Source organism: Streptomonospora nanhaiensis (assembly GCF_026642255.1).
GTDB lineage: Bacteria > Actinomycetota > Actinomycetes > Streptosporangiales > Streptosporangiaceae > Nocardiopsis > Nocardiopsis tropica.
The window spans coordinates 465,901-485,331 of the sequence record NZ_CP113264.1 but is presented as its reverse complement, the minus strand read 5'-3'; the positions used below and the strand labels follow the sequence as shown (position 1 = coordinate 485,331).

Here is a 19,431-nt window from a genome sequence, read left to right as displayed (position 1 = left end):
GCCTCTTCCGGACACGCCGTAGCGCACGAACCCCATCCCCGGGGAAGCGGAAAGTAATATTTGAACACAGCGAGTAGTCGACCCTGCTGTCTCACTGACCGTGACCCGAGGGGAGGCAGGATGTTCCACCCGACGTGCCCGGAGGGCCGCGCCGCCGCCTGGCCGGTCCGCGGCGCACCCGGCCCCACCGCGCCCTCCGGGGCGGGGGCGCGGCTCCCGCCGGTGGCCGGCCGCTCCGCCGACCTGGTCCCGTGCGACGCGGACGAGGAACTCGTGCCGACGCCCGCGCACCCGTGGGAGGGACCGCTGCTGGCGGCGTGCGCGGCCGTGACCCTCGTGATGGCCGCGGTGCTCGCCCGCACCGTGTGGGCGGCGACCGGGTCGTGGGAGTGCGTGGTCTGCGCACTGGCGGCGGTACCCGTGGTGTGCTGGGCGGCGCGGGGGCTGCTGTACGCCCGGCGCCGCGCGGAGTCGGTGAAGATCTCGCCGACGCAGTTCCCCGAGGCGTACCGGACGGTGGTGTCCCTGGCCGCCGACATGGGTCTGCCGAGACCCCCCGAGGCGTATGTCCGGATCGGCGGCGGGCCCTGCGGGACGGACGCCTCCGGCCACGGGCGGCGCCGCTACCTCGTGCTGTCGGACGCACTGTTCGACGGCGGTGGAGGGCTGCGCGACCCGGAGGCCCTGGCGTTCCTGGTCGCCCACCAGCTCGGCCACGTGGCCGCCGGCCACACCGGTTTCTGGCGGCGGATGGCGACGATCGGCGGGGACCTCGTCCCGGGGCTCGGTTCGGCGCTGTCCCGCGCGATGGAGTACACCGCCGACGACCACGCCTACTCCCGCTTCCCCGAGGGGGCGCACGCCGTCAGGCTCCTCGCCGGGGGAGCCCGCCTCTACACCCGGGTGAACATGGGGGAGATGGCGGACCGGGCCCGCACCGACCGGGGCTGCTCCCTGCTGCTGTACCACCTGCTGATCCGCCGCCCCAGCAACACGCGGCGGATGGCGGCGCTCCGCGACCGCACCCGGCGCGGACGCGTCTTCCTCTGACCGTCGGGACGGCCGTCCGCCCAGGAGCGCGCATCGGGCCGACGCCGGGCGTCCGGCGGGTGTGGGACGGGCGCCGCCACAGGCGGTGTGGGGCACCGGGGGCCTTCCGGTACGCCGGTGCGGACGTCGCGGTCCACACCGACACCGGAGGCCCTCTCGTCATGTGTCAGGCGGGGTGGGTGTTACCAACCTCCGTGGTCAGTACACCTAGCTCCACTGGCGGCGCATGGTCCAGCGGTCGGACGCTACGTCGCGGGTGATGTCGATGATGCTGGGCTCCCCCGCCTCGGACTCGGCCGAGACGCGGAGCAGGTGGACCTGGGTGGCGGGTGTTCCGGGCACTTCGGGGCGGGCGGGCCAGTCCCCGATGATCCTGCGCACCCGGAAGGTGCGACCGCGCCAGGTGAACCGGGCGGGGGTGCCGCCCCGGGTGGAACGTACGTCGATGTGTTCGTTCAGGAGACTCACGCGGGCAGCCTATCGAACTCTTGTTCGAGAAAGTCAAGCCTCTCGAAACGGTCGCCCAGCCGGGCGGTGTCGGACCCGGAACACCCTAGGGGCGCGGGCCGCCCGGGGCGGTGGACCCGCCTCCGGCGTGTCGCGGCGCCCGGGCGCGCGGGGGCCCGGGACCGGAGTCCCTACACGACGAAGTACGGGGCGGGGTCGTCGGCGCGGGCGTTCGCGATGCGGTCGAGGACGCGCTGCGACATGTCCGGCAGCGCGTCCGGCGGGAACCACCGGACCTCCAGGGTCTCGTCCCCACCGGCGTCGGGGGCGCCGCCGACGACGCGGCAGCGGAAGGCCAGGTCGAGGAACTGGACCCGGTCCCCGTTGGGGTAGGTGTGGGGCTCCTGGCCGACCACGCTGGCCAGCCTCTCGACCTCGACCTCCAGGCCTGTCTCCTCCCACACCTCGCGCACGACCGCGCGGGCGGGCTGCTCCCCGGGTTCGAGGATGCCGCCGGGCGCGGCCCAGCGGCCGTCGTCGGCGCGCCTGTGCAGGAGGATGTCGCCGTTCTCGCCGATCACCACCCCCGTGACCCCCACGAGCGGGAGGAGACCGTGGCCGACGTGGTCGCGCAGCGCGAGGAGGAAGTCAGGTACGGGCATGCGCACGAGCCTACGAGACCGGCCGGGACGGCCGCCGCACGCCCCGCGCCCCTCAGCGCCCCCGGGAGGCGCGCAGCTCCTCGTACTCCTCGGCGAGGACCGACATGAGGACGGCGTCGTGCCACTCCCCGTTCCAGCGCAGGCACTTGCGCCGGACGCCCTCCCTGACGAAACCGGAGCGGGCGTAGGACTTCTGGGCGTTGGCGTTGAACGCGAACACCTCCAGGCCCACCCGGTGCAGACCGGCCACCGTGAACGCGTACTCCAGCACCAGGCCGGTGGCCTCGGTCCCGTAGCCCCTCCCGGTGAAGGCCATGTCGTTGAGCGCGATCCGGTACCCGGCGCAGGCGTTGTCCGGGTCGAGTCCGAGGAGAGCGCAGTCGCCCACGGCCGTCCCGTCCTCCCGCGACACGATCACCCAGTCGGCGCGGTCGTGGTGGTCGGGGCGGGCGGCGTACCACCTCCGCAGCACGTCCTCGGTGAACCGGCGGTGGGTCCCCGTGAACCTGCGGACCTCGGGGTCCATGTCCACCGTCGGACCGACCAGGGCCTCGCCGCTCTCGGCGTCGAGGGGCACGAGCCGGACCTTCGTCCCGTGGAGCGCGGGCTGGTCGCGGAAGACGTCGGGGGGAACCATGGTCGGGATTCCACCAGAGGGCCGGGAACGGCGCAACCGGGTTTCCGCGCCCCCTCCGCGGCCCCTGTACGATCCGGGCACGGCGCGCGGCGCCGGCGACGCGAGGGGGACCCGGTGACGGTCGGTTCGGGAACGGTCAGCTTCCAGACGGTCCGCGAGACCAACCTGGGCGTCGTGCTGCGCACGGTCCGCGAGCTGGCCCCGTGTTCGCGCTCGGCGGTCGCGTCCGCGACGGGCCTGAACAAGACCACCGTGTCCAGCCTGGTCGCCGACCTGATGGCGCGGGGGCTGGTCCTGGAGACCGGGGAGACCTCGCGGCAGAGGGTGGGCCGTCCGGGCGTGCTGCTGGCGCTGAACGACTCGTCGGTGGCCGCGGTCGGCCTGGAGGTCAACGTCGACTACCTGTCGGTGGTCGCCGTGGACCTGCTGCGGAACGAACTCGTGGGCCGCCACGTCCCCTTCGACGCGCGTTCGGCGGGGCCGGAGGCGTGCGCGCGGCGCATCGCGCGGACGCTGCGGGAGACCATGGAGTCCCCGCAGCTCAGCGGGCGCGCCGTGGTGGCGGCGGGTGTGGCCGTGCCGGGGCTGATCGACGCGCCCGCGGGGACCGTCACCCGCGCGCCCAACCTGGGCTGGCAGGGCGTGCGGTTGCGGGACCGGGTGGAGGACCTGCTGCGTACGGCGGGGGCGGGTGAGGTGCCGGTCCACGTGGACAACGACGCGAACCTGGCGGCGATGGCGGAGTACCGGGTGGGGTCCTTCGCGGGCACGCCGGATCTGGCGTACGTGACCGGCGAGGTGGGGATCGGCGCGGGCATCCTGGCCGGCGGCGAGCTGTTGCGGGGCGCGGGCGGGTTCGCGGGCGAGGTGGGCCACCTGGCGCTCGCCCCGGACGGCCCGGAGTGCGCCTGCGGACGCCGCGGCTGCCTGGAGTCGCTGGCGGGCATCGGCGCGATCGTGCGCGAGGCCGTGCCCGACCGCGTGCCGGACCGCCCCCTGTCGGGGAGCGACGTCGCGGAACTGGTGTCGGTGGCGGTGGAGCGGGCCGGAAGCGGTGACGGCGTCGCCGTGGGCGCGCTGGAGCGGGCGGGCATGTGGCTGGGCCGGGGGCTGTCGACGCTCGTCAACGTCACCAACCCGAGCGTGGTGCTGCTGGGCGGGTACTTCGTGCCGATGGGACCGTGGCTGCTGCCCGGCTGCCGCGCGGAGGTCGTGGCGAACGTGTTCGCTCCGGGGGCGGGCGGCTGCCGGATCGAACTGTCGGCCCTGGGCCTGAGCGCGGCGGCCCGCGGCGCGGCCGCCTCGATGATCCACGCGCTCGACGTCGGCCTGCTGCCGCTCCCCGCGCCGGGGGCCGCCCGGGCGGCGGCGGTCCCGGGCGGCTCGTAGGCGGCCCCGCGGTCCCGCGGACCGGCGGGCGGCTCCGCGGGCGCGTCGGTCCCCCTCCGGCCGGGCCCGGGGACGGACGCGTCCGTCCCCGGGCCGGGGCGCCGGGCGGCGGGTCCCGCCCGGTGTCAGTCCCGCGAGAACCCCAGGGTGGCGACCGCCGTGCCGGAGCGCTCGAACACCAGGTAGACGTCGCGGATCCCGCGGGCGGGCACGCCGTCGGGGACCAGGGGCGCGCGGACGGCCGTGAAGCCGTAGCGGTCCTGGTCCGCCGGAACGTCCACGACGGCGAGGGTCGGCCCGTCGCCGGGGTCGTCCAGGCGCAGGCGCACGGTGGCGGCGTGTCCGGCGTTGACCGACAGGTGGCAGGCGGCGGCCCCCGTGCCGAGGTCCACGTCGTGGAACGCCGCCCAGGCGCCGTCCGCCCGCGCCCGCACCGCGTCGCCGCGTTCGGGGGTGAGCGGGCACAGCGCGGTGCCCCGGGCCTCGTCGTACCCGGTGGCCGACCACGGTGCGTACGCGTCGCGGGGAGGGATGGCCTCCCCCGGGACGTTCAGGGCGGCCGTGGTCCGGATGTCCGTGGCGGAGCGCCCGACGAGCACCTCGCGCGGCGCCTCCTCGACGACGAACCTGTCGCGGGTGGTGTCCCACAGGGCGAGGTCCTCCACGTCGAACGACACCGTGGCCACGGCGCCGCCGCCGGGTTCGACGCGGACACGGGTGAAGCCGCGCAGCGCGCGCAGCGAGGTCCGCACCCGGGAGGCCAGCTGCCGCGTGTACACCTGCACGACCTCGTCCGCGGGGCGGGGTCCGGTGTTGACGACCATGACGGTGACGGTGACCCGGCCGCCGTCGACCGTGACGGCGGGGGCCGCGTACTCGACGTGTGTGTAGCCGAGGCCGTGACCGAACGGGTAGAGGGGGTCCCCCTCGAAGTACAGGTACGTGCCGCGCGCGCCGATGATGTCGTAGTCGAGCGGGCCGGGGAGGTCGTCGGCGGACCGGTACCAGGTCTGGGTGAGCCTGCCGGAGGGCTCGGCGTCGCCGAAGAGCACGTCGGCGAGGGCGTTCCCGTACTCCTGGCCCCCGTGGGCCGACCAGAGGATCGCGGGGAGGTGGTCGTCGGCCCAGGTGACGCCGAACGGGCAGCCGCTGCTGAGCACCAGCACGGTGGCCGGGTTGGCGGCGTGCACGGCGCGCAGGACCCGCTCCTGCGCGGCGGCCAGGTCGAGGTCGGTCCGGTCCTCGGTCTCGCGCCCGTTCACCATCGGGTGGTCGCCCGCGACGACGACGGCGGCGTCGGCGGACGCGGCGGCCCGGGCGGCCTCCGCCGCCCCCGTGCCCAGCCCCGTGACCCGGAACCCGGCGGCCCCGGCGGGGTCGTCGGTGAGCCGGAGGACCCCTTCGGCGCCGACGGCGACACGGCGTCCGCTGTGGACCTGGACGAGGCAGGCCAGGCCGTCGGCGCGCTCCTCGAACCGGAAGGTCTGGCGGACCTCCCAGGTCCCGGGTCCGGGCGCGGTGCAGGCGAGGGTGCCGTCCGGCTGCTCGTCCACGTACAGGCCGGTCCCGGAGGAGCGCAGCGCGCGGGCTCCGCCGCCCCAGTCCAGGAGGTCGAAGCCGGTTCCGTCCCCCTGTCCGGGGGCGGCCACCTCCAGGGGCCCGCCGCCGGCCGGGGCGAGCACCCGTCCGCCGTCGGTGTCGAGCGTGATCCGGTCGGCGCCCTCGCAGAAGACGGTCTCTACCCGTTCGGCGATGCCGGCCCGCGCGGTGACGGCGTAGGGCAGGGTGCCGCTGTACCAGTCCTCCAGCACAGTGTCGCCGAGCTGGCCGATGACGGCGACACGGCGCACGCCGCGCAGCGGCAGCAGCCCGTCGTTGCGGAGCAGGACGAGGGAGCGGGTGGCGGCCTCGCGGGCGAGCGCCCGGTGCGCGGGGGTGTCGTCCGTGTACGCGCCGGCGGGTGGGGCCCCGCCCGGCCGCTCCGCGGCGCCTCCGCCCCCCTCTGCGCGGTCCCCGGCGCCCGGGTCGCCCCCGCCGTCCGGGCCCGCCGGGTGGGCGGGGTCGAACTCGCCGAGCCTGAGCCGGATCGACAGCACGCGGCGGGCGGCCCGGTCGATGTCGGCCTCGGTGAGCAGTCCCCGCCTCAGCGCCTCCCGGACGTGCCCGAGGGGGCCGTCGGGGCGGTCGTCGTCCTGGGTGAGGCTGTCGACCCCGGCGCGGAGGGCGTGCGCGTAGGCGGTCGGCGGGTCGGGGTGGAAGGCCTGGAGCCCGGCCAGGTTGGCGGGGGCGTAGGCGTCGCTGACCACCAGGACGTGGTCCGGGGCGGCCGGGCGCAGGATCTCGCCGATGAGCGGGCTCAGGTGGGCGGGACGCCCGTTGACCAGGTTGTAGGAGGGCATGACGGCGACGGCCGCCCCGTCCTCCAGTGCGGGCAGGAACGCGGGCAGCTCGTACTCGCGCAGGACCCGGGGCGGCAGGTCGCTGGAGGTGACGCAGCGGTCCTCCTCGTTGTTGTAGCCGAGGAAGTGCTTGAGGGTCGGCGCGGTGCGGAGCCGGGCGCCGTTCCCGGCGAGGCCGCGCGCGTGGGCGGTCGCCAGGAGGCCGGTCAGCCACGGGTCCTCGGAGTACCCCTCCTCGTTGCGCCCCCAGCGGGGGTCGCGCAGGGGGTTGACCACGGGCGCCCACACGTTGCGTCCGGCCCCCCGGTCCAGGCTTGCGAGCACCGCGTCGGCGGTGGCCTCCCCGACCCGGCGGAGCAGGTCGGGGTCCCAGGCGCTGGCGAGGCCGAGGGCCTGCGGGTAGACGGTGGCCGGGCCGAGCCAGGCCAGGCCGTGCAGCGCCTCGGTGCCGGTGCGGAAGGGGCCGAGGCCGACGCGCTCGACGGGGGCCTGGTGCTGGTGCAGGAGCCCGATCTTCTCGTCGGTGGTGAGGCGGCTGAGCAGGTCGTCCAAGCGGAGTTCGTCGGGGAGGCCGGGGTCCCGGTGGGGCGGGACGGTCGCATGCGTGCTCATGGGGGGTTCCGTCTCTCGTGCGCGGAGGCAATGCCCCTCGAAATCGAACCGCTTCGACTTCGACGTCGAAGGGATCTTGTGTGCCACATCACAGTGCAGTAATTTGTTTGTCTAAACGGCCAACTAATTCATAGCAAAATGGCCCTTCGTTTCCTACCCCCCTGGGCTCCGGCCTGCTCGACCGAAGGAACGACGCTATGCCCCCCACCCCCCTGCTTCCCATGCCCGGCCGCCGGCGCTTCCTCGGCCTCATGGGGGCCTCCACCGCGGCCGCCCTCTCGGCGGGCGTGCTCTCCGGTTGCTCGTCGGGATCGGGCGGCGGAGGCGGCGGCTCCGCCGCGGCCGCCACCTCCCTGGACGACCTGATCCCCACCTACATCCCCTTCGAGGGCGTCTCCCCCGACATCGAGGGGCTGCACGGCGCGCCCTCCGGGTTCACGGCCTACCCCGACACGTTCCTCCGGGCGGTGTCCGAGCCGCGGGGACGCGGCGGCGAGTACACGGCGATGACCCCCATGTGGGGGCCGATCCCCCCGGGGCTGGGCAACAACTCGTTCTTCGACCACGTCAACGGCCGGCTCGGCTCGACGGTCAGGTTCAACTTCCAGGACGGCAACACGATCATCGACAAGATGAACGCGGTGATCGCCGGACGCGACGTCGCCGACATCACGATGTTCCCCGACTGGGTCATCAACCTGATCCCCCAGTTCAACCGGGCCGTGGGCGAACTCTTCGAGGACCTGACCCCGTACCTGGCCGGCGACGCGGCCGCCGCCTACCCCCTGCTGGCCAACCTGGAGAGCGACGCCTGGCGCTGGAACGTCTTCAACGGGCAGCTCCAGGGCGTGCCCTGGCCGTCCGAGCCGTTCAGCAACTGGGTCCTGTACCGGCGCGACCTGCTGGAGGAGTACGGCCTGGAGCCGCCCACCAGCCCGGACGACCTGTTCGCGATCGGCGAGGAGATCAACGACCCCGACGGCAACCGGTGGGCGTTCGGCGACTTCAACCTCAGCATCCGCCAGGTGTTCGGCGCCCCCAAGCAGTGGCGCTACGAGAACGGCGAGCTCATCCACATGTTCGAGACGGACGAGTGGCGGGCGAGCGTCGAGTACATGCGCAGGATCTTCGACGCCGGACTCGTCCACCCCGACATCGTCGCCCAGGCCGACAACTCCAAGGAGCTGCTCAACTCCGGTCAGATCGTCTTCAACCAGGACGGCATCGGCGCCTGGCACGAGGCGTACGCGGCGATGCTCGGCGACCACCCCGGCTTCCGCCTGGACCTGATGCCGGTGTTCGGCGACTCCGGCCGGGACCCCGTCATGCACACCGCGGACCCCTCCGCCCAGTCCGTGTTCGTGCGCAGGGGGATGGAGCCGGAGCAGATCGAGGAGGTCCTCGGCATCCTCGACTTCTGCGCGGCGCCGTTCGGCACCCAGGAGTACATGGACTACCGGTACGGCGAGGAGGGCGTCCACCACGAGCGCTCCGACCGGGGGGCGCCCCAGCTGACCGACCTGGGCAACGGCGAGGTCAACGACGGCTACTACTTCCTGAGCGGGCGCCCCCAGGCGATCACCGAGAGCCAGTACCCGGACTTCGTCGAGTGGAAGACCACCTGGTACAACCACGCCGCCCAGTTCACCGAGGAGGACCCGTTCGCGGGCATCCGCATCCAGCGCCCCGAGCGCTTCTCCGGCGCGGAGACCCCCATGACCGACAAGGTCGAGGACATCATCCGCGGGCGCGAGGACCTCGGACAGCTGGACCGGGCCGTCGCGGACTGGCGGCGCGACGGCGGGGACGAGGGCCGGGAGTTCTACATGGGGGTCCTCCAGGAGCACGGCCGTGACTGAGCGGACCAGCGCCCCCGTGGACGGCCTCCGGCACGGCGCCGCGCACGGCCCCGGGGCCGGCCGGGGTCCGCGCACGCCGCGGACGGCGGCCCCCGCGTCCCGGAAACGCGGGGGCAGGGCACGGGCCCGGACCGTCCCCGACGTGAGGCGCCCGACCCGCGCGCCGCTGCGCGCCCGACTGCGCCGCGACTGGCAGCTCCTGCTGATGACGGTCCCGGCGCTCGGGCTGCTCGCCGTCTTCCACTACGCGCCGACGCTCGGCAACGTCATCGCGTTCCAGGAGTACAACCCCTGGGACGGCCTCCTCGGCAGCCCGTGGGTCGGGTTCGCCCAGTTCGAGCGGCTGTTCACCGACCCGCGCTTCTGGAGCGCCGCGGGCAACACCCTGGTCATCGCCGCGGTCCAGCTGGTGTTCTTCTTCCCGATCCCCATCGCGCTGGCGATCCTGCTGGACAGCGTCATGACGCCGAGGCTGCGGCTGCTCCTCCAGAGCATCGTCTACATGCCGCACTTCTTCTCGTGGGTCCTGGTCGTCACCCTGTTCCAGCAGATCCTGGGCGGGGCCGGGCTGTTCTCCCAGCTCCTGCGGCAGAACGGGTACGCGCCGCTGGAGATCATGAGCGACCCCGACGCGTTCCTGTTCGTGGTCACCTCCCAGATGGTCTGGAAGGACGCGGGGTGGGGGACGATCATCTTCCTCGCCGCGCTGGCCGCCATCAACCAGAACCTCTACGAGTCGGCGGCCGTGGACGGCGCCAACCGCTGGCAGCGCATGTGGCACATCACCCTGCCGGGCCTGAGGCCCGTCATCGTCCTGCTGCTGATCCTCAAGATCGGCGACATCCTCAACGTCGGGTTCGAGCAGTTCTACCTGCAGAGGGACGCCTTCGGCGCGCAGGTCTCCGAGGTGCTGGACACCTTCATCTACCACCAGACACTGGTCACGGGGAACTTCAGTGCGGGAGCGGTCGCGGGCCTCGTGAAGGGCGTCGTCGGCCTGGTCCTGATCCTGCTGGCCAACAAGCTGGCCCACAAGATGGGCGAAAACGGAATCTACCGACGCGCATGAGCACACTGTTCAAGGACCGCCCCGTGTGGGCGGAACGCCCGAGCCTCCCCGCCCGCGCAGCGAAGAACACCACGCTGGCGGCGATCGCGGCCGTCATCGTCTTCCCCCTCTACGTCGTGGTCCTGACCAGCCTGTCCCCCGCCTCCGCGGTGAACGCCGCGGGCGGGCTCGTCATGGTGCCCCAGGGCTTCTCCCTCCAGGCCTACGCCGACCTGTTCGGCGGCGGCGTCGTGTCCCGGGCTGTGCTGGTGAGCCTGGGGGTGACGGCGGTCGGCACCGCCGTCAGCCTGGCCGCCACGGTCCTGGCCGCGTACGGGCTGTCCCAGCCGGGTTCGCTGTGGCACCGGCCGCTGCTGTTCGCGGTCCTGCTGACGTTCCTGTTCGCACCCGGCATGATCCCGCTGTACCTGCTGGTCGGCGACCTCGGACTGATCGACAGCTACTGGTCGCTGATCCTGCCGACGGCGGTCAACGCGTTCAACCTGGTGGTGATGCGCGCGTTCTTCATGAACCTGCCGGGGGAGATCGCCGACAGCGCCCGGGTGGACGGGGCCGGCGAGTGGACGATCCTGACCCGCCTGGTCCTGCCCATGTCCAAGGGGGTCACCGCCGTCGTCGGGCTGTTCTACGCGGTGGGCTACTGGAACGCCTTCTTCAACGCGATCCTCTACATCAACGACAACGCCAGGTGGCCGCTGCAGCTGGTGCTGCGGCAGTACGTCCAGCAGGGACAGCAGATCAGTTCGAGCTCGGTGATCGGCGACGCGGTCCAGGGGACGGCGTCGGCGCCCAACCTGGCCATCCAGATGGCCATCGTGGTGGTGGCCCTGGTGCCGGTCACGTTCATCTACCCCCTGGTGCAGAAGCACTTCACGAAGGGCGTCATCATCGGCGCCGTCAAGGGCTAGCGGGGCCCCGGCGCGCCCGTCCCGGCCGGACTGGCGCGCCGGGCGCGGATCGTCCGAGAGCCCCGAGCGGCTTCAGAGATCCTGCCGGTGGACGTCCCGGCGATCGCCGACCGTGATGACCCAGACCCACACGATCGGCTGACCGTCGTCGTCCTTGTCCAGGGTGCAGACGGCCCGGTAGGCGCCGACGCACAGTCGCCACCGGCCCTGGTGGCCCGGCAGGGGCCTGATGTCCAGAGCACTGGTGTCACCGTCGTCGAGGGCGTGCTGGAGCTCGGACAGTCGGCGCAGGATCCGGACGGCCTCGTCCCGGGGGATCCCGCGCATCCTGCGCCGGGCCGCGGGCGTGAAGCGGGTGAGGTGCCTGATCACGTGTCCCCTCGGGCGAGCTGAGCGGCCATCTCCTCCAGGGAGACGGACTGCTCCCGTCCCTCGAGCTCGGCCTCGTCCGCGAGCCGGTGGAGCCACGCGTCCTCGGCCGACCGCACGATGTGGAGCATGCGGCGGTACTCATCGGCGTCGAGCAGGACCGCTGTGGTCCTGCCCCGCTGGGTGATGAAGGTCGGTGTGCGGTCGTGGCGGGCACGGTCGATGGTGTCGGCGAGGTGTCTGCGCACCTCCGACATCGTGGCTGTCACTGGCTCGTTCATGCCACCAATGTACTGCATGTACATCCGTTGCCGTCGTGGTGTGGCGGAGGCGCGGGGGCCGGGGAGAGATCCCCGGCCCCCGCGCCCCGTGCGCTAGGCCGGGTCGCCGTAGACGATGCCCCGGCCGTTGGTGCCGATGTAGACCCGGCCGTAGACGTTCGGGTCACCGGTCACCACGGCCCCCGTCCAGCCCCACTGGTGCCGGTCGTCGTTGATCCGGACCCAGGTCGCGCCCGCGTCGTCGGAGCGGAAGATCCCCCGCACGCCGTCGATCCGCGAGCTGGTGTAGACCGCCGGGTAGTCGGACCCCGGCGCGGGGGCGCCGAAGCCGACCGCGTCGCCCTCGTCCACCGCCTCGACGCGCTCGAAGGACGTGCCCGCGTCGGTGGTGCGCCACATCCCGTAGTCGTCGCCGGCCCCTCCGGCGACCCACACGTCCCCGGTGTGGCCGGGCACCGCTCCGAAGCGGATGTTGCCCTCGGCGGGCAGGCCGTCGAAACGCGCCGTGAAGGCGGCCCCTCCGTCCGTGCTGGTGTAGAAGGTTCCCCCGGCCACCGCGTAGAACACGTCCGGGTCCACCCTGTCCGCCTCGACCCGGGCCCCGGCCGGGACCCCGGTGGAGGCCGTCCACGACGAACCGCTCGTGGTGGACACGTGCACCCCCGTCCCGTCCGGGCTCCAGACGATCGACGAGCCGTCGGCCCCGACCGCGACCGTGCCGCCGCCGGTCACCCCGGCGGGCTCCTGTCCCGCCCACCAGCTGTCGCCGCCGTCGGTGGACAGGCCGATGGCGGCGTCGTCCGCTCCGCCGCCGACCCTCGCGATGGTCGCGGGGGCGAGTTCGGCGAAGTCGAGAGCGGTCCCTGCGCCCCAGTGGGGCTCGTGGAACATCCGGTCCGGGACGGTGTCCAGGTCCTCGTGGGTGAAGCCGCCGAGATCGAGCATCGCCGAGTGGAGGGGCGCCCCCTCGGGCGGGCTGATCAGGTCGTTGACGGCGGTCTCCTCGATGCCGTGGGCCTTCACCTCGATGTCGAAGACGGTGTCGTCGTCCCAGTTGGTGAGGTTGTCGCTGCCGTAGACGGTGGCGCCGGTGCCGTACATGAACCGGTCGGAGTCGAACGGGTCGATGGCCATGGCCTGGGTCATCCAGCCGAGCTTGGGCTGGGTCTCCGGGGGCGTCCCGGCGCCTCCCCAGTCGAGCCAGGGCGCGGTGGAGATGTCCATGTCGTAGCGGGTCTCGCGCTCGGGGTAGGAGCTGTACTCCCATGCCTGGGTCCAGGTCTGGCCCCGGTCGGTGCTGCGGTAGATCTGGATGTCCGGCCACCAGGAGATCTGGGTGGCGACCATCAGCGTGTCCGGGTCCTGCCGGTCGACGGTGAGTCCGCCGTAGCCGAAGTAGTTGTCCGCGGAGTCGGAGGGCACGGGGCTGATGCGCGTCCACCCGCCGCCGGCGGTGTCGAACCGCCACACGTCGCCGGAGTCGCCGTCGTAGGGGCCGGGCGTGCTGGTGGTGGCGAGGTAGAGCTGCCCGCCCTCGTGGTCCACGACCGCGTGCGCGGGCAGGAACCCGGTGGGCGCCCCGGGGACGGGTTCCCAGCTCTGTCCGCCGTCCCGGCTCCGGTAGAGGGGGTCGTCGAGGTCCCCGACGCCCGCGTAGACGTCCTGGGTGGGCTCGCCGGGCGTGCCGCTGGACGGGTCGAAGACGACCCAGGTGACCCCGGTGACGTCGCTCGCCATCCCGGTGCCGTCGGAGGGGTCCTGAACGTAGTCGCCGGGGTTGGGGAACTCCTCCACCTCGGCCCAGGTCACACCGAAGTCGGTGCTGCGCCACAGCCCGTGGCCGCCCCGGGCCCCGAAGTACACGATGCTGTTGTCGTTGGGGTCCACGGCGAGGCGTTCGCCCAGGCCGCGACCGGGCATGTTGCCGCCGAGCTTGAACGGCAGCTCGGTGGCCTCCCAGGTCTCGCCCCGGTCGTCGGAGCGCAGGATGGCCCCGTTGTTCGGGTCCCAGTCGTTGGTGTAGGTGCCCGCGGCCGCGTAGACGCGGTCGGGGTCGACGGGGTCGGTGGCGATGCTCACCACGCCCGTCCAGCCCCAGTCGTCCCAGCCCACCCAGTCGAGCAGGGGGTCCCAGCGCTCGGTGGCGGTGTCCCAGCGGTAGGCGCCGCCGATGTCGGTGCGGGCGTAGGCCAGGCCGGGTTCGGTCTCGCTGAAGACGATGCCGGGGACGAACCCCCCGCCGGCGATCTGCGCGTTGTCCCACGTGTACGCGTCCTGTGCGGGGGACGGCCCGGAGGGGGCGGCGTCGGCGGTGGTCACGGCGGCCGCGGCGGCCGTCGCGGCGAACACCGTCGCGGCGGCGGCGGCCAGGAACCGCCGCGAGCGGGTGGAGAGTTCGGGGGGTTCGGACGGTTCGGGGGGTCCGGACGGGTGCGGAGGCATGTGCGGGCTCCTCGGTGGGGGGAAACGTCCGCCGCCGGGAAATCCGGGGCCCGGGGGCAGGCGCGAATTCACCATGAGTCTGATGAGGCGACCAAGTAGCGGCAAGGGGTGTTGTGGCATTAATTTCGAAGCGCTTCGACTACGGCGCGGAACCGCCTCCCCGCGCCCGGCCCCGCCGGTCCTGGGGACACGTGGACGGAGTGCCCGCGGGCCCCGCGCCGGGACGGCGGGCGCCTCCGGCGCCGGCCCCTCCCCCTCAGGGGCGCGGCCCGGAGCGGCCCGGGGAGGCGCCCGCGGGGCCGTGGCCGACCCCCGTCCGGAAGACGACCCCGACGGCCCGTTCCGGTCCGACCCGGACCGTGCGCCGGGTCCCGTCGGGGAGGCCGACCACGACGGTGCGCGGCTCCACCGAGCGCAGCTCGGCGCGGGCCGCGCCGCCCTCCCAGTCGAGGCTGTCGACGATGATCCCGCCGCGCGCCCGCAGGCCCTCGACCCGTCCGCCCGGCCAGTCCGGGGCCAGTGCGGGAAGGAGGTCCAGGCGGCCCTCGCAGGAGCGGACGAGCATCGCGGCGACGACCGCCGGGAACCCGCCGCCGATGTCCACGTTGAACAGCGCTCCCCTGTTGTGGGTGGGGACCAGGGTGGGCCGCCAGTAGCGGGTGGCGAGCAGGCCGAGGGTTTCGTGCGCCTCCCCGGCCAGCCCCAGGTTGGCCGCCGCCAGCCCCAGCTGGACGAGGCCGAACGCCATCTCGTCGGCCTCCTGGCCGCGCCACCATCCGAGGCGGGCGCGGACCGCGCGGACCGCCGCCGCCCGCAGGCGGGGCGAGGCGAGAGCCGGGTCGGTCTCGTACCAGAGCGGATAGAGGTGGGAGGCGTGGCGGTGGGCGTGGTTCTCGGTCTGCTCGACCGCCCCGGGGACCGCGGGTCCGGCCCACTCGGCGAGTTCACCGCCGCGGGCGACCCGGTAGCCGGGCAGGCGGGCCCCGAGCTCCAGCCAGCGGCGGGCGCCGCGGTTCCTGCGGCCTCCGGGCGCGGACCCGTCGAGGACGCGGTGGGCGCGTACGAGGTTGCGGACCAGGTCGCGGGCGGCGGCGACGTCCATGGTGGCGTTGACGGCGGCCTGGCCGTCACCGTCGCCGGGGGTGTTCTCCGGGGAGTAGGAGGGGACGAGGCCGTCGGCGGTGACGAAGTCCTCGTAGAACTCCCCGGCCGCGGTGAGGAAGGGCAGGGCCCGGTCCCGCAGGAAGGCGCGGTCGCGGGTGTGGGAGTAGTGGTCCCAGTAGAGGCGGGACATCCACGCGGCTCCCGCCGTCCAGCAGGTGAGGCACCACTCGGGGCCGAAGTGGTTGTGCCGCCCGGAGGTGGAGGCGTGCGCGGGGAGCACCGCCCCCCGGCAGCCGTGGAGGCGGCGGGCGTTCTCGGCGAGGTCGTCGGCCATGCCGTCGAGGAGGTCGAACACGCCGGTCATCAGCTCGGGCGTGCCGGTGGCGTGGAGGGCGGCGACGGCGGAGGGGAGGTTGCCGTCGAAGGTGTACCCCGAACGCCACGGCGGGTCGTAGGTGCCGCTCCACACCCCCTGGAGGGTGGGCGGGAGGTCGCCGCAGCTGGAGATGACGGCGTACCGTCCGGCGTCGACCAGGCGGGCGATCAGGTCGGGGGTGGGGCCCGCCTCCAGGAGGTCCTCGCCGAGGGGCGCTCCGCCGGCCCCGCCGACGGCGGCGCCGTCGCGGTTCCCGGCGCGCCCGGGGGCGGGGCGTCCTCCGGAGCCGCCGAGGCGGAGCCGGAACCGGTCCATCAGCTCACCGTGCACGTCCCGGTTGCGGGCGAGGATCCCCTCGAAGTCCACGGCGGGGGGAGCGCCGGGAGCACCGGAGGCCGGAGTGCCGCGGGGGACGCCGGGCCCGGCGGTCCCCGGGACGGCCGGCACGGGCGGGACGCCGACGGCCCCGTGGTCGGACGGGGGCCCCGGGCGGGACGGGGGCCCCGGTGCCGGTGGCGGCCCGGGGGCGGGCACGTGCACGCGGGCGAGCAGCCTGACGCGGGTGGCGCCCCGGAGTTCCAGGCCGTCCTCCACGACGCGGACGCTCCCGCCCTCGGCGACGACGTCGCAGGTCACCGTGTACCCCGGCAGGGTTCCGGGCGGGCGTTCGGGGAAGCCGACGCGCAGCGCCATCAGCCCGGGGGCCGTCTCGGACTCCACCGCCAGACGGACCGGCGGGCTCTCCTCCAGGAGGGTGAGACGCAACAGCCCGTCCAGTCCGCCCCCGCCGGTCCCGCCCTCGGAAACGGCCGCGGCGGGCACGTACCCGGGGTCCGCCGCACCGCCCCCGGCGCGGTCGCCCGCCCCCGGGCCGTCACCGGGTCCCGCGCCCGTGAGCGCCCCGGCGGAGGTGATCTCCACGGCCACCGCGTGGTCGGGGCGGGAGGCGAGGACCCGGTGCACGACACCGCCCGGCAGGTCCTCGGTGACCAGGCCCGTGTCCAGGTCGCACCGGCGCTCCACCGGGCCCGACCGCGGCCTGAGCGGGACGAACGACAGCACGGCCGCCCCCACCAGCGGGTCGATCCACCGGGTCTGCGCGTACCCGGGGTCCTCCTCGGCCGCCGTCCGGACGATGAGCGCGGCGGCCTCCCGTGAGCGCCCGCGGAGCAGGAGCCGCCGGACCTCGGGCAGGACCCGGGAGGTCCGCGGGGCGGGCAGGGACTCCGTGACGGGCAGGAACAGCCGTTCGTGGCTGAGGGTGACGCGGGTGCGGCCGGCCGTGGAGTGCACGAGCGCGCCCAGGCGCCCGCTGCCGGTGACCAGCGCGTCCTCCCAGTCCGCGACCGGGTGGCGGGTGCGGACCTGACGTGTCGCGAACATGCGGGCTCCTCGCGTGGGGGTGTCGCCGGGGGACGCGGTATCGCCATACTTTGTTGGCCCACGCGCCGAACCGGCCCGCGCCCACCCTAGGAGGAGCCCCCATGCCCACCCCGCCGTCGCCTCCCCCGGACCGCCCCGACCCGGCGGGAAGCCCGCACGGGGCCCCGCCGCCGGCACCGCCCTCCACCCCGCCCGCAACGCCTCCCGCCGCGCAGCCCCCCGCCCCGGCGGCCGCGGTCCCTCCCTCCTCCCGGCCCGCGGCCGCGCCGCCCACGACCCCGCCCGTCACACCCCCCGTGGCGCCCCCGGCCCGGCCCGCGGCCTCTCCCGGCGCGCCCTCCGCCCCGGTCTTCCGTGCCGCCCCGTCGTCCCCGCTGTGGTTCGGCGGCGACTACAACCCGGAGCAGTGGCCCGAGAAGGTCCGGGAGGAGGACGTCGACCTGATGCTCCGCGCCGGGGTCAACCTGGTGACGGTGGGCGTCTTCTCCTGGGGCCTCCTCGAACCCCGCGAGGGCGAGTACCGGTTCGAGTGGCTGGACCGGACCATGGACAGGCTCGGCGAGGCCGGGATCGGCGTCGCGCTGGCCACGCCGACCGCGTCCCCCCCGCCGTGGTTCACCCTCGCGTACCCCGACGCGATGCCGGTGACCGCCGACGGCACCCGGCTCACGCACGGCAGCCGCGACACCTACGACGTGTGCGCCCCGGCCTACAGGGAGGCTTCGGCACGGATCGCGCGCGCCCTGGCGGAGAGGTACGCGGGCCATCCTGCGCTGCGGATGTGGCACGTCCACAACGAGTACGGGTCGTGGTCGCACTCGGACCACACCGCGCGGGCGTTCCGCGACTGGCTGCGCAGGCACCACCACGACCTGGGAAGGCTCAACGAGGCGTGGACGACGGCGTTCTGGAGCCAGCACTACTCGGAGTGGGAGCAGATCCTGCCGCCGCGCGCCACGCAGTACCTGCCGAACCCGGCGCACGTGCTGGACTTCCGGCGGTTCCTGTCCGACGAGATGCTCGACCACTTCCTCGACCAGCGCGACGTGCTGCGCGAGGTGCGCCCGGACGTGCCGGTGACCACGAACCTGGCGTTCGGGGACTGGGTGCCGGTGGACCCGTGGCGCTGGGCGGAGCACCTGGACCTGGTGGCGGTGGACGACTACCCCAGCCTGACGGGGCAGGGCGGCGCGGAGCAGACCGCGTTCGCGGCCGACCTGGCGCGCTCGTGGGCGGCCCGGGTCCCGGGAGGGGGCAGGCCGTGGCTGCTGATGGAGCAGGCGGCGGGTGTGACCTACACGGGCGAGCTGACCCGCCCGAAGAGCCCCGGCGAGACGGTGCGGCACAGCCTGGCGCACGTGGCGCGGGGGTCGCGGGGGGCGATGTTCTTCCAGTGGCGGGCCTCCCGGGGCGGCGCGGAGCAGTGGCACTCGGGGATGGTGCCGCACGCCGGCCCGGACTCGCGGATCTTCCGCGAGGTGTGCGAGCTGGGAAGCCTGTTGCCCCGTGTGGCTGAGGCGAGCGAGGCGGAGGTGGTCGCGGACGCCGCCGTCACCTGGGACCCGGAGTCCTGGTGGGCGCTGGGAAGCCCGTCGCTGCCCTCCCGGAGCGTGGACTACCTGGAGTCGGTGCGCCAGGTGCACCGGGTGCTGTGGCGGTCGGGCCGCACGGTGGACTTCGTGCGCCCCGACCGGGAGCTGCCCCGGGTCCCGCTGCTGGTGGTCCCCGCCCTGTACCTGCTGTCGGACGCGGCCGCGGAGCGGTTGGCGCGCTACACCGAGGGTGGCGGGACCCTCGTGGTGACCTACCTGAGCGGGCTCGCCGACCCCTCCGGGACGGTGCGGACCGGCGGGTACCCGGGGGCGCTGCGGGACCTGCTGGGGGTGCGGGTGGAGGAGATGTACCCGATGTTCGCCGGGGAGACGGTCGGCATGGACCTGGGGATGGTCCGCGAGGAGGTGACGACGTGGAGCGAGCACGTCCACCTGGCCGGGGCGGAGGCCGTGGCCAGGTACGCGGGCGGGCCCCTGGACGGGTTCCCGGCCGTGACGCGGCGGCGCTACGGGGCCGGTGAGGCCTGGTACGTGTCGGCCCGGCTCTCGGACCGCGGGTTGGGCCGGGTGGTCTCCGAGGCGGCGGGCACGGGCCCGTTCCCCGAGGACGGGTTGGACGTGGTGCGCCGGGTCGGCCCGGACGGGGCGTGGGTGTTCGTGACCAACCACGACGACCGGCCCCGGCGCATCGACCCGGCCCGGCTGGGGTTGGGGCCGGACGCCGTGGACCTGCTGTCGGGTGCGTCGGCGAAGGGGTTGAACCTGCCGGGGGGCGGGGTCGCCGTCCTGCGCGGGCATCCGGTCACCGGCTGACCGGTGCGGGGCGGGACCGCGCCCCGGCGCCGCCCCCGCCCCGCACCGGCCCACGGCGGGAACGGGTCCGGAACCCGG

The 19,431-nt window shown here is 74.4% G+C and carries 13 protein-coding genes and 1 pseudogene; 6 read left to right on the top strand and 8 right to left on the bottom strand.

Features of this window, described 5'->3' with window-relative positions:
* The first annotated feature begins 120 nt into the window (after nucleotides 1-120).
* Nucleotides 121-1,050, top strand: a complete 930-nt coding sequence (locus tag OUQ99_RS02190) for a M48 family metallopeptidase (protein WP_267947736.1) — start codon at nucleotides 121-123, stop codon at nucleotides 1,048-1,050.
* Between the two features lie 207 nt (nucleotides 1,051-1,257).
* Here the strand turns inward: OUQ99_RS02190 and OUQ99_RS02185 are convergent, their stop codons facing one another.
* The 3 genes from OUQ99_RS02185 to OUQ99_RS02175 form a co-directional block, all read right to left on the bottom strand.
* Nucleotides 1,258-1,518, bottom strand: coding sequence for a DUF6504 family protein (locus OUQ99_RS02185; protein ID WP_267947735.1), 261 nt, complete (start codon nucleotides 1,516-1,518; stop codon nucleotides 1,258-1,260).
* Nucleotides 1,519-1,688: 170 nt separating this feature from the next.
* Nucleotides 1,689-2,159 (bottom strand): NUDIX hydrolase, encoded by a 471-nt coding sequence (locus OUQ99_RS02180; RefSeq protein ID WP_267947734.1) that lies wholly within the window; start codon nucleotides 2,157-2,159, stop codon nucleotides 1,689-1,691.
* Between the two features lie 52 nt (nucleotides 2,160-2,211).
* Nucleotides 2,212-2,796 (bottom strand): GNAT family N-acetyltransferase, encoded by a 585-nt coding sequence (locus tag OUQ99_RS02175; protein WP_267947733.1) that lies wholly within the window; start codon nucleotides 2,794-2,796, stop codon nucleotides 2,212-2,214.
* A 114-nt stretch (nucleotides 2,797-2,910) separates the two neighbouring features.
* Between OUQ99_RS02175 and OUQ99_RS02170 the strand changes: the two genes are divergently transcribed.
* Entirely contained in the window at nucleotides 2,911-4,185 is a 1,275-nt protein-coding gene (locus tag OUQ99_RS02170; RefSeq protein WP_267947732.1) for an ROK family transcriptional regulator, read from the top strand.
* Between the two features lie 125 nt (nucleotides 4,186-4,310).
* Here OUQ99_RS02170 and OUQ99_RS02165 read toward each other — a convergent pair whose 3' ends face one another.
* Nucleotides 4,311-7,196, bottom strand: a complete 2,886-nt coding sequence (locus tag OUQ99_RS02165) for a glycoside hydrolase family 3 protein (RefSeq protein ID WP_267947731.1) — start codon at nucleotides 7,194-7,196, stop codon at nucleotides 4,311-4,313.
* Nucleotides 7,197-7,393: 197 nt separating this feature from the next.
* On the opposite strand from OUQ99_RS02165, the gene OUQ99_RS02160 reads away from it, so the two are divergent.
* From OUQ99_RS02160 to OUQ99_RS02150, 3 genes are read left to right on the top strand one after another with little or no spacing between them, the layout of a single operon-like run.
* Nucleotides 7,394-9,055 (top strand): extracellular solute-binding protein, encoded by a 1,662-nt coding sequence (locus OUQ99_RS02160; protein WP_267947730.1) that lies wholly within the window; start codon nucleotides 7,394-7,396, stop codon nucleotides 9,053-9,055.
* A gap of 16 nt (nucleotides 9,056-9,071) precedes the next feature.
* Nucleotides 9,072-10,124 carry an ABC transporter permease gene (locus OUQ99_RS02155; RefSeq protein WP_431061515.1) on the top strand — a complete coding sequence of 351 codons (1,053 nt, stop codon included), beginning with the start codon at nucleotides 9,072-9,074 and terminating at the stop codon, nucleotides 10,122-10,124.
* Nucleotides 10,121-11,032 carry a carbohydrate ABC transporter permease gene (locus OUQ99_RS02150; RefSeq protein WP_267947728.1) on the top strand — a complete coding sequence of 304 codons (912 nt, stop codon included), beginning with the start codon at nucleotides 10,121-10,123 and terminating at the stop codon, nucleotides 11,030-11,032. Before OUQ99_RS02155 ends, OUQ99_RS02150 begins: the two co-directional genes overlap by 4 nt.
* 72 nt (nucleotides 11,033-11,104) lie before the next feature.
* On the opposite strand, the gene OUQ99_RS02145 is transcribed toward OUQ99_RS02150, so the two are convergent.
* The 4 genes and pseudogenes from OUQ99_RS02145 to OUQ99_RS02130 all read right to left on the bottom strand — a co-directional run bounded on the left by OUQ99_RS02145 (nucleotide 11,105) and on the right by OUQ99_RS02130 (nucleotide 16,987).
* Entirely contained in the window at nucleotides 11,105-11,404 is a 300-nt protein-coding gene (locus OUQ99_RS02145; protein ID WP_267947727.1) for a type II toxin-antitoxin system RelE family toxin, read from the bottom strand.
* Nucleotides 11,401-11,682 (bottom strand): type II toxin-antitoxin system Phd/YefM family antitoxin, encoded by a 282-nt coding sequence (locus OUQ99_RS02140; RefSeq protein ID WP_267947726.1) that lies wholly within the window; start codon nucleotides 11,680-11,682, stop codon nucleotides 11,401-11,403. The genes OUQ99_RS02145 and OUQ99_RS02140 overlap by 4 nt, the downstream gene beginning before the upstream one ends.
* Before the next feature lie 96 nt (nucleotides 11,683-11,778).
* Nucleotides 11,779-14,124 (bottom strand): annotated as a pseudogene (locus tag OUQ99_RS02135) (WD40/YVTN/BNR-like repeat-containing protein); the annotation flags it as partial.
* A 256-nt stretch (nucleotides 14,125-14,380) separates the two neighbouring features.
* Complete coding sequence (locus tag OUQ99_RS02130) at nucleotides 14,381-16,987, bottom strand: glycosyl hydrolase family 95 catalytic domain-containing protein (protein WP_267947725.1); 2,607 nt, start codon at nucleotides 16,985-16,987, stop codon at nucleotides 14,381-14,383.
* Between the two features lie 374 nt (nucleotides 16,988-17,361).
* On the opposite strand from OUQ99_RS02130, the gene OUQ99_RS02125 reads away from it, so the two are divergent.
* On the top strand, nucleotides 17,362-19,353 hold the full coding sequence (locus OUQ99_RS02125; protein WP_267950221.1) for a beta-galactosidase: 1,992 nt from the start codon (nucleotides 17,362-17,364) through the stop codon (nucleotides 19,351-19,353).
* Nucleotides 19,354-19,431: the final 78 nt, after the last annotated feature.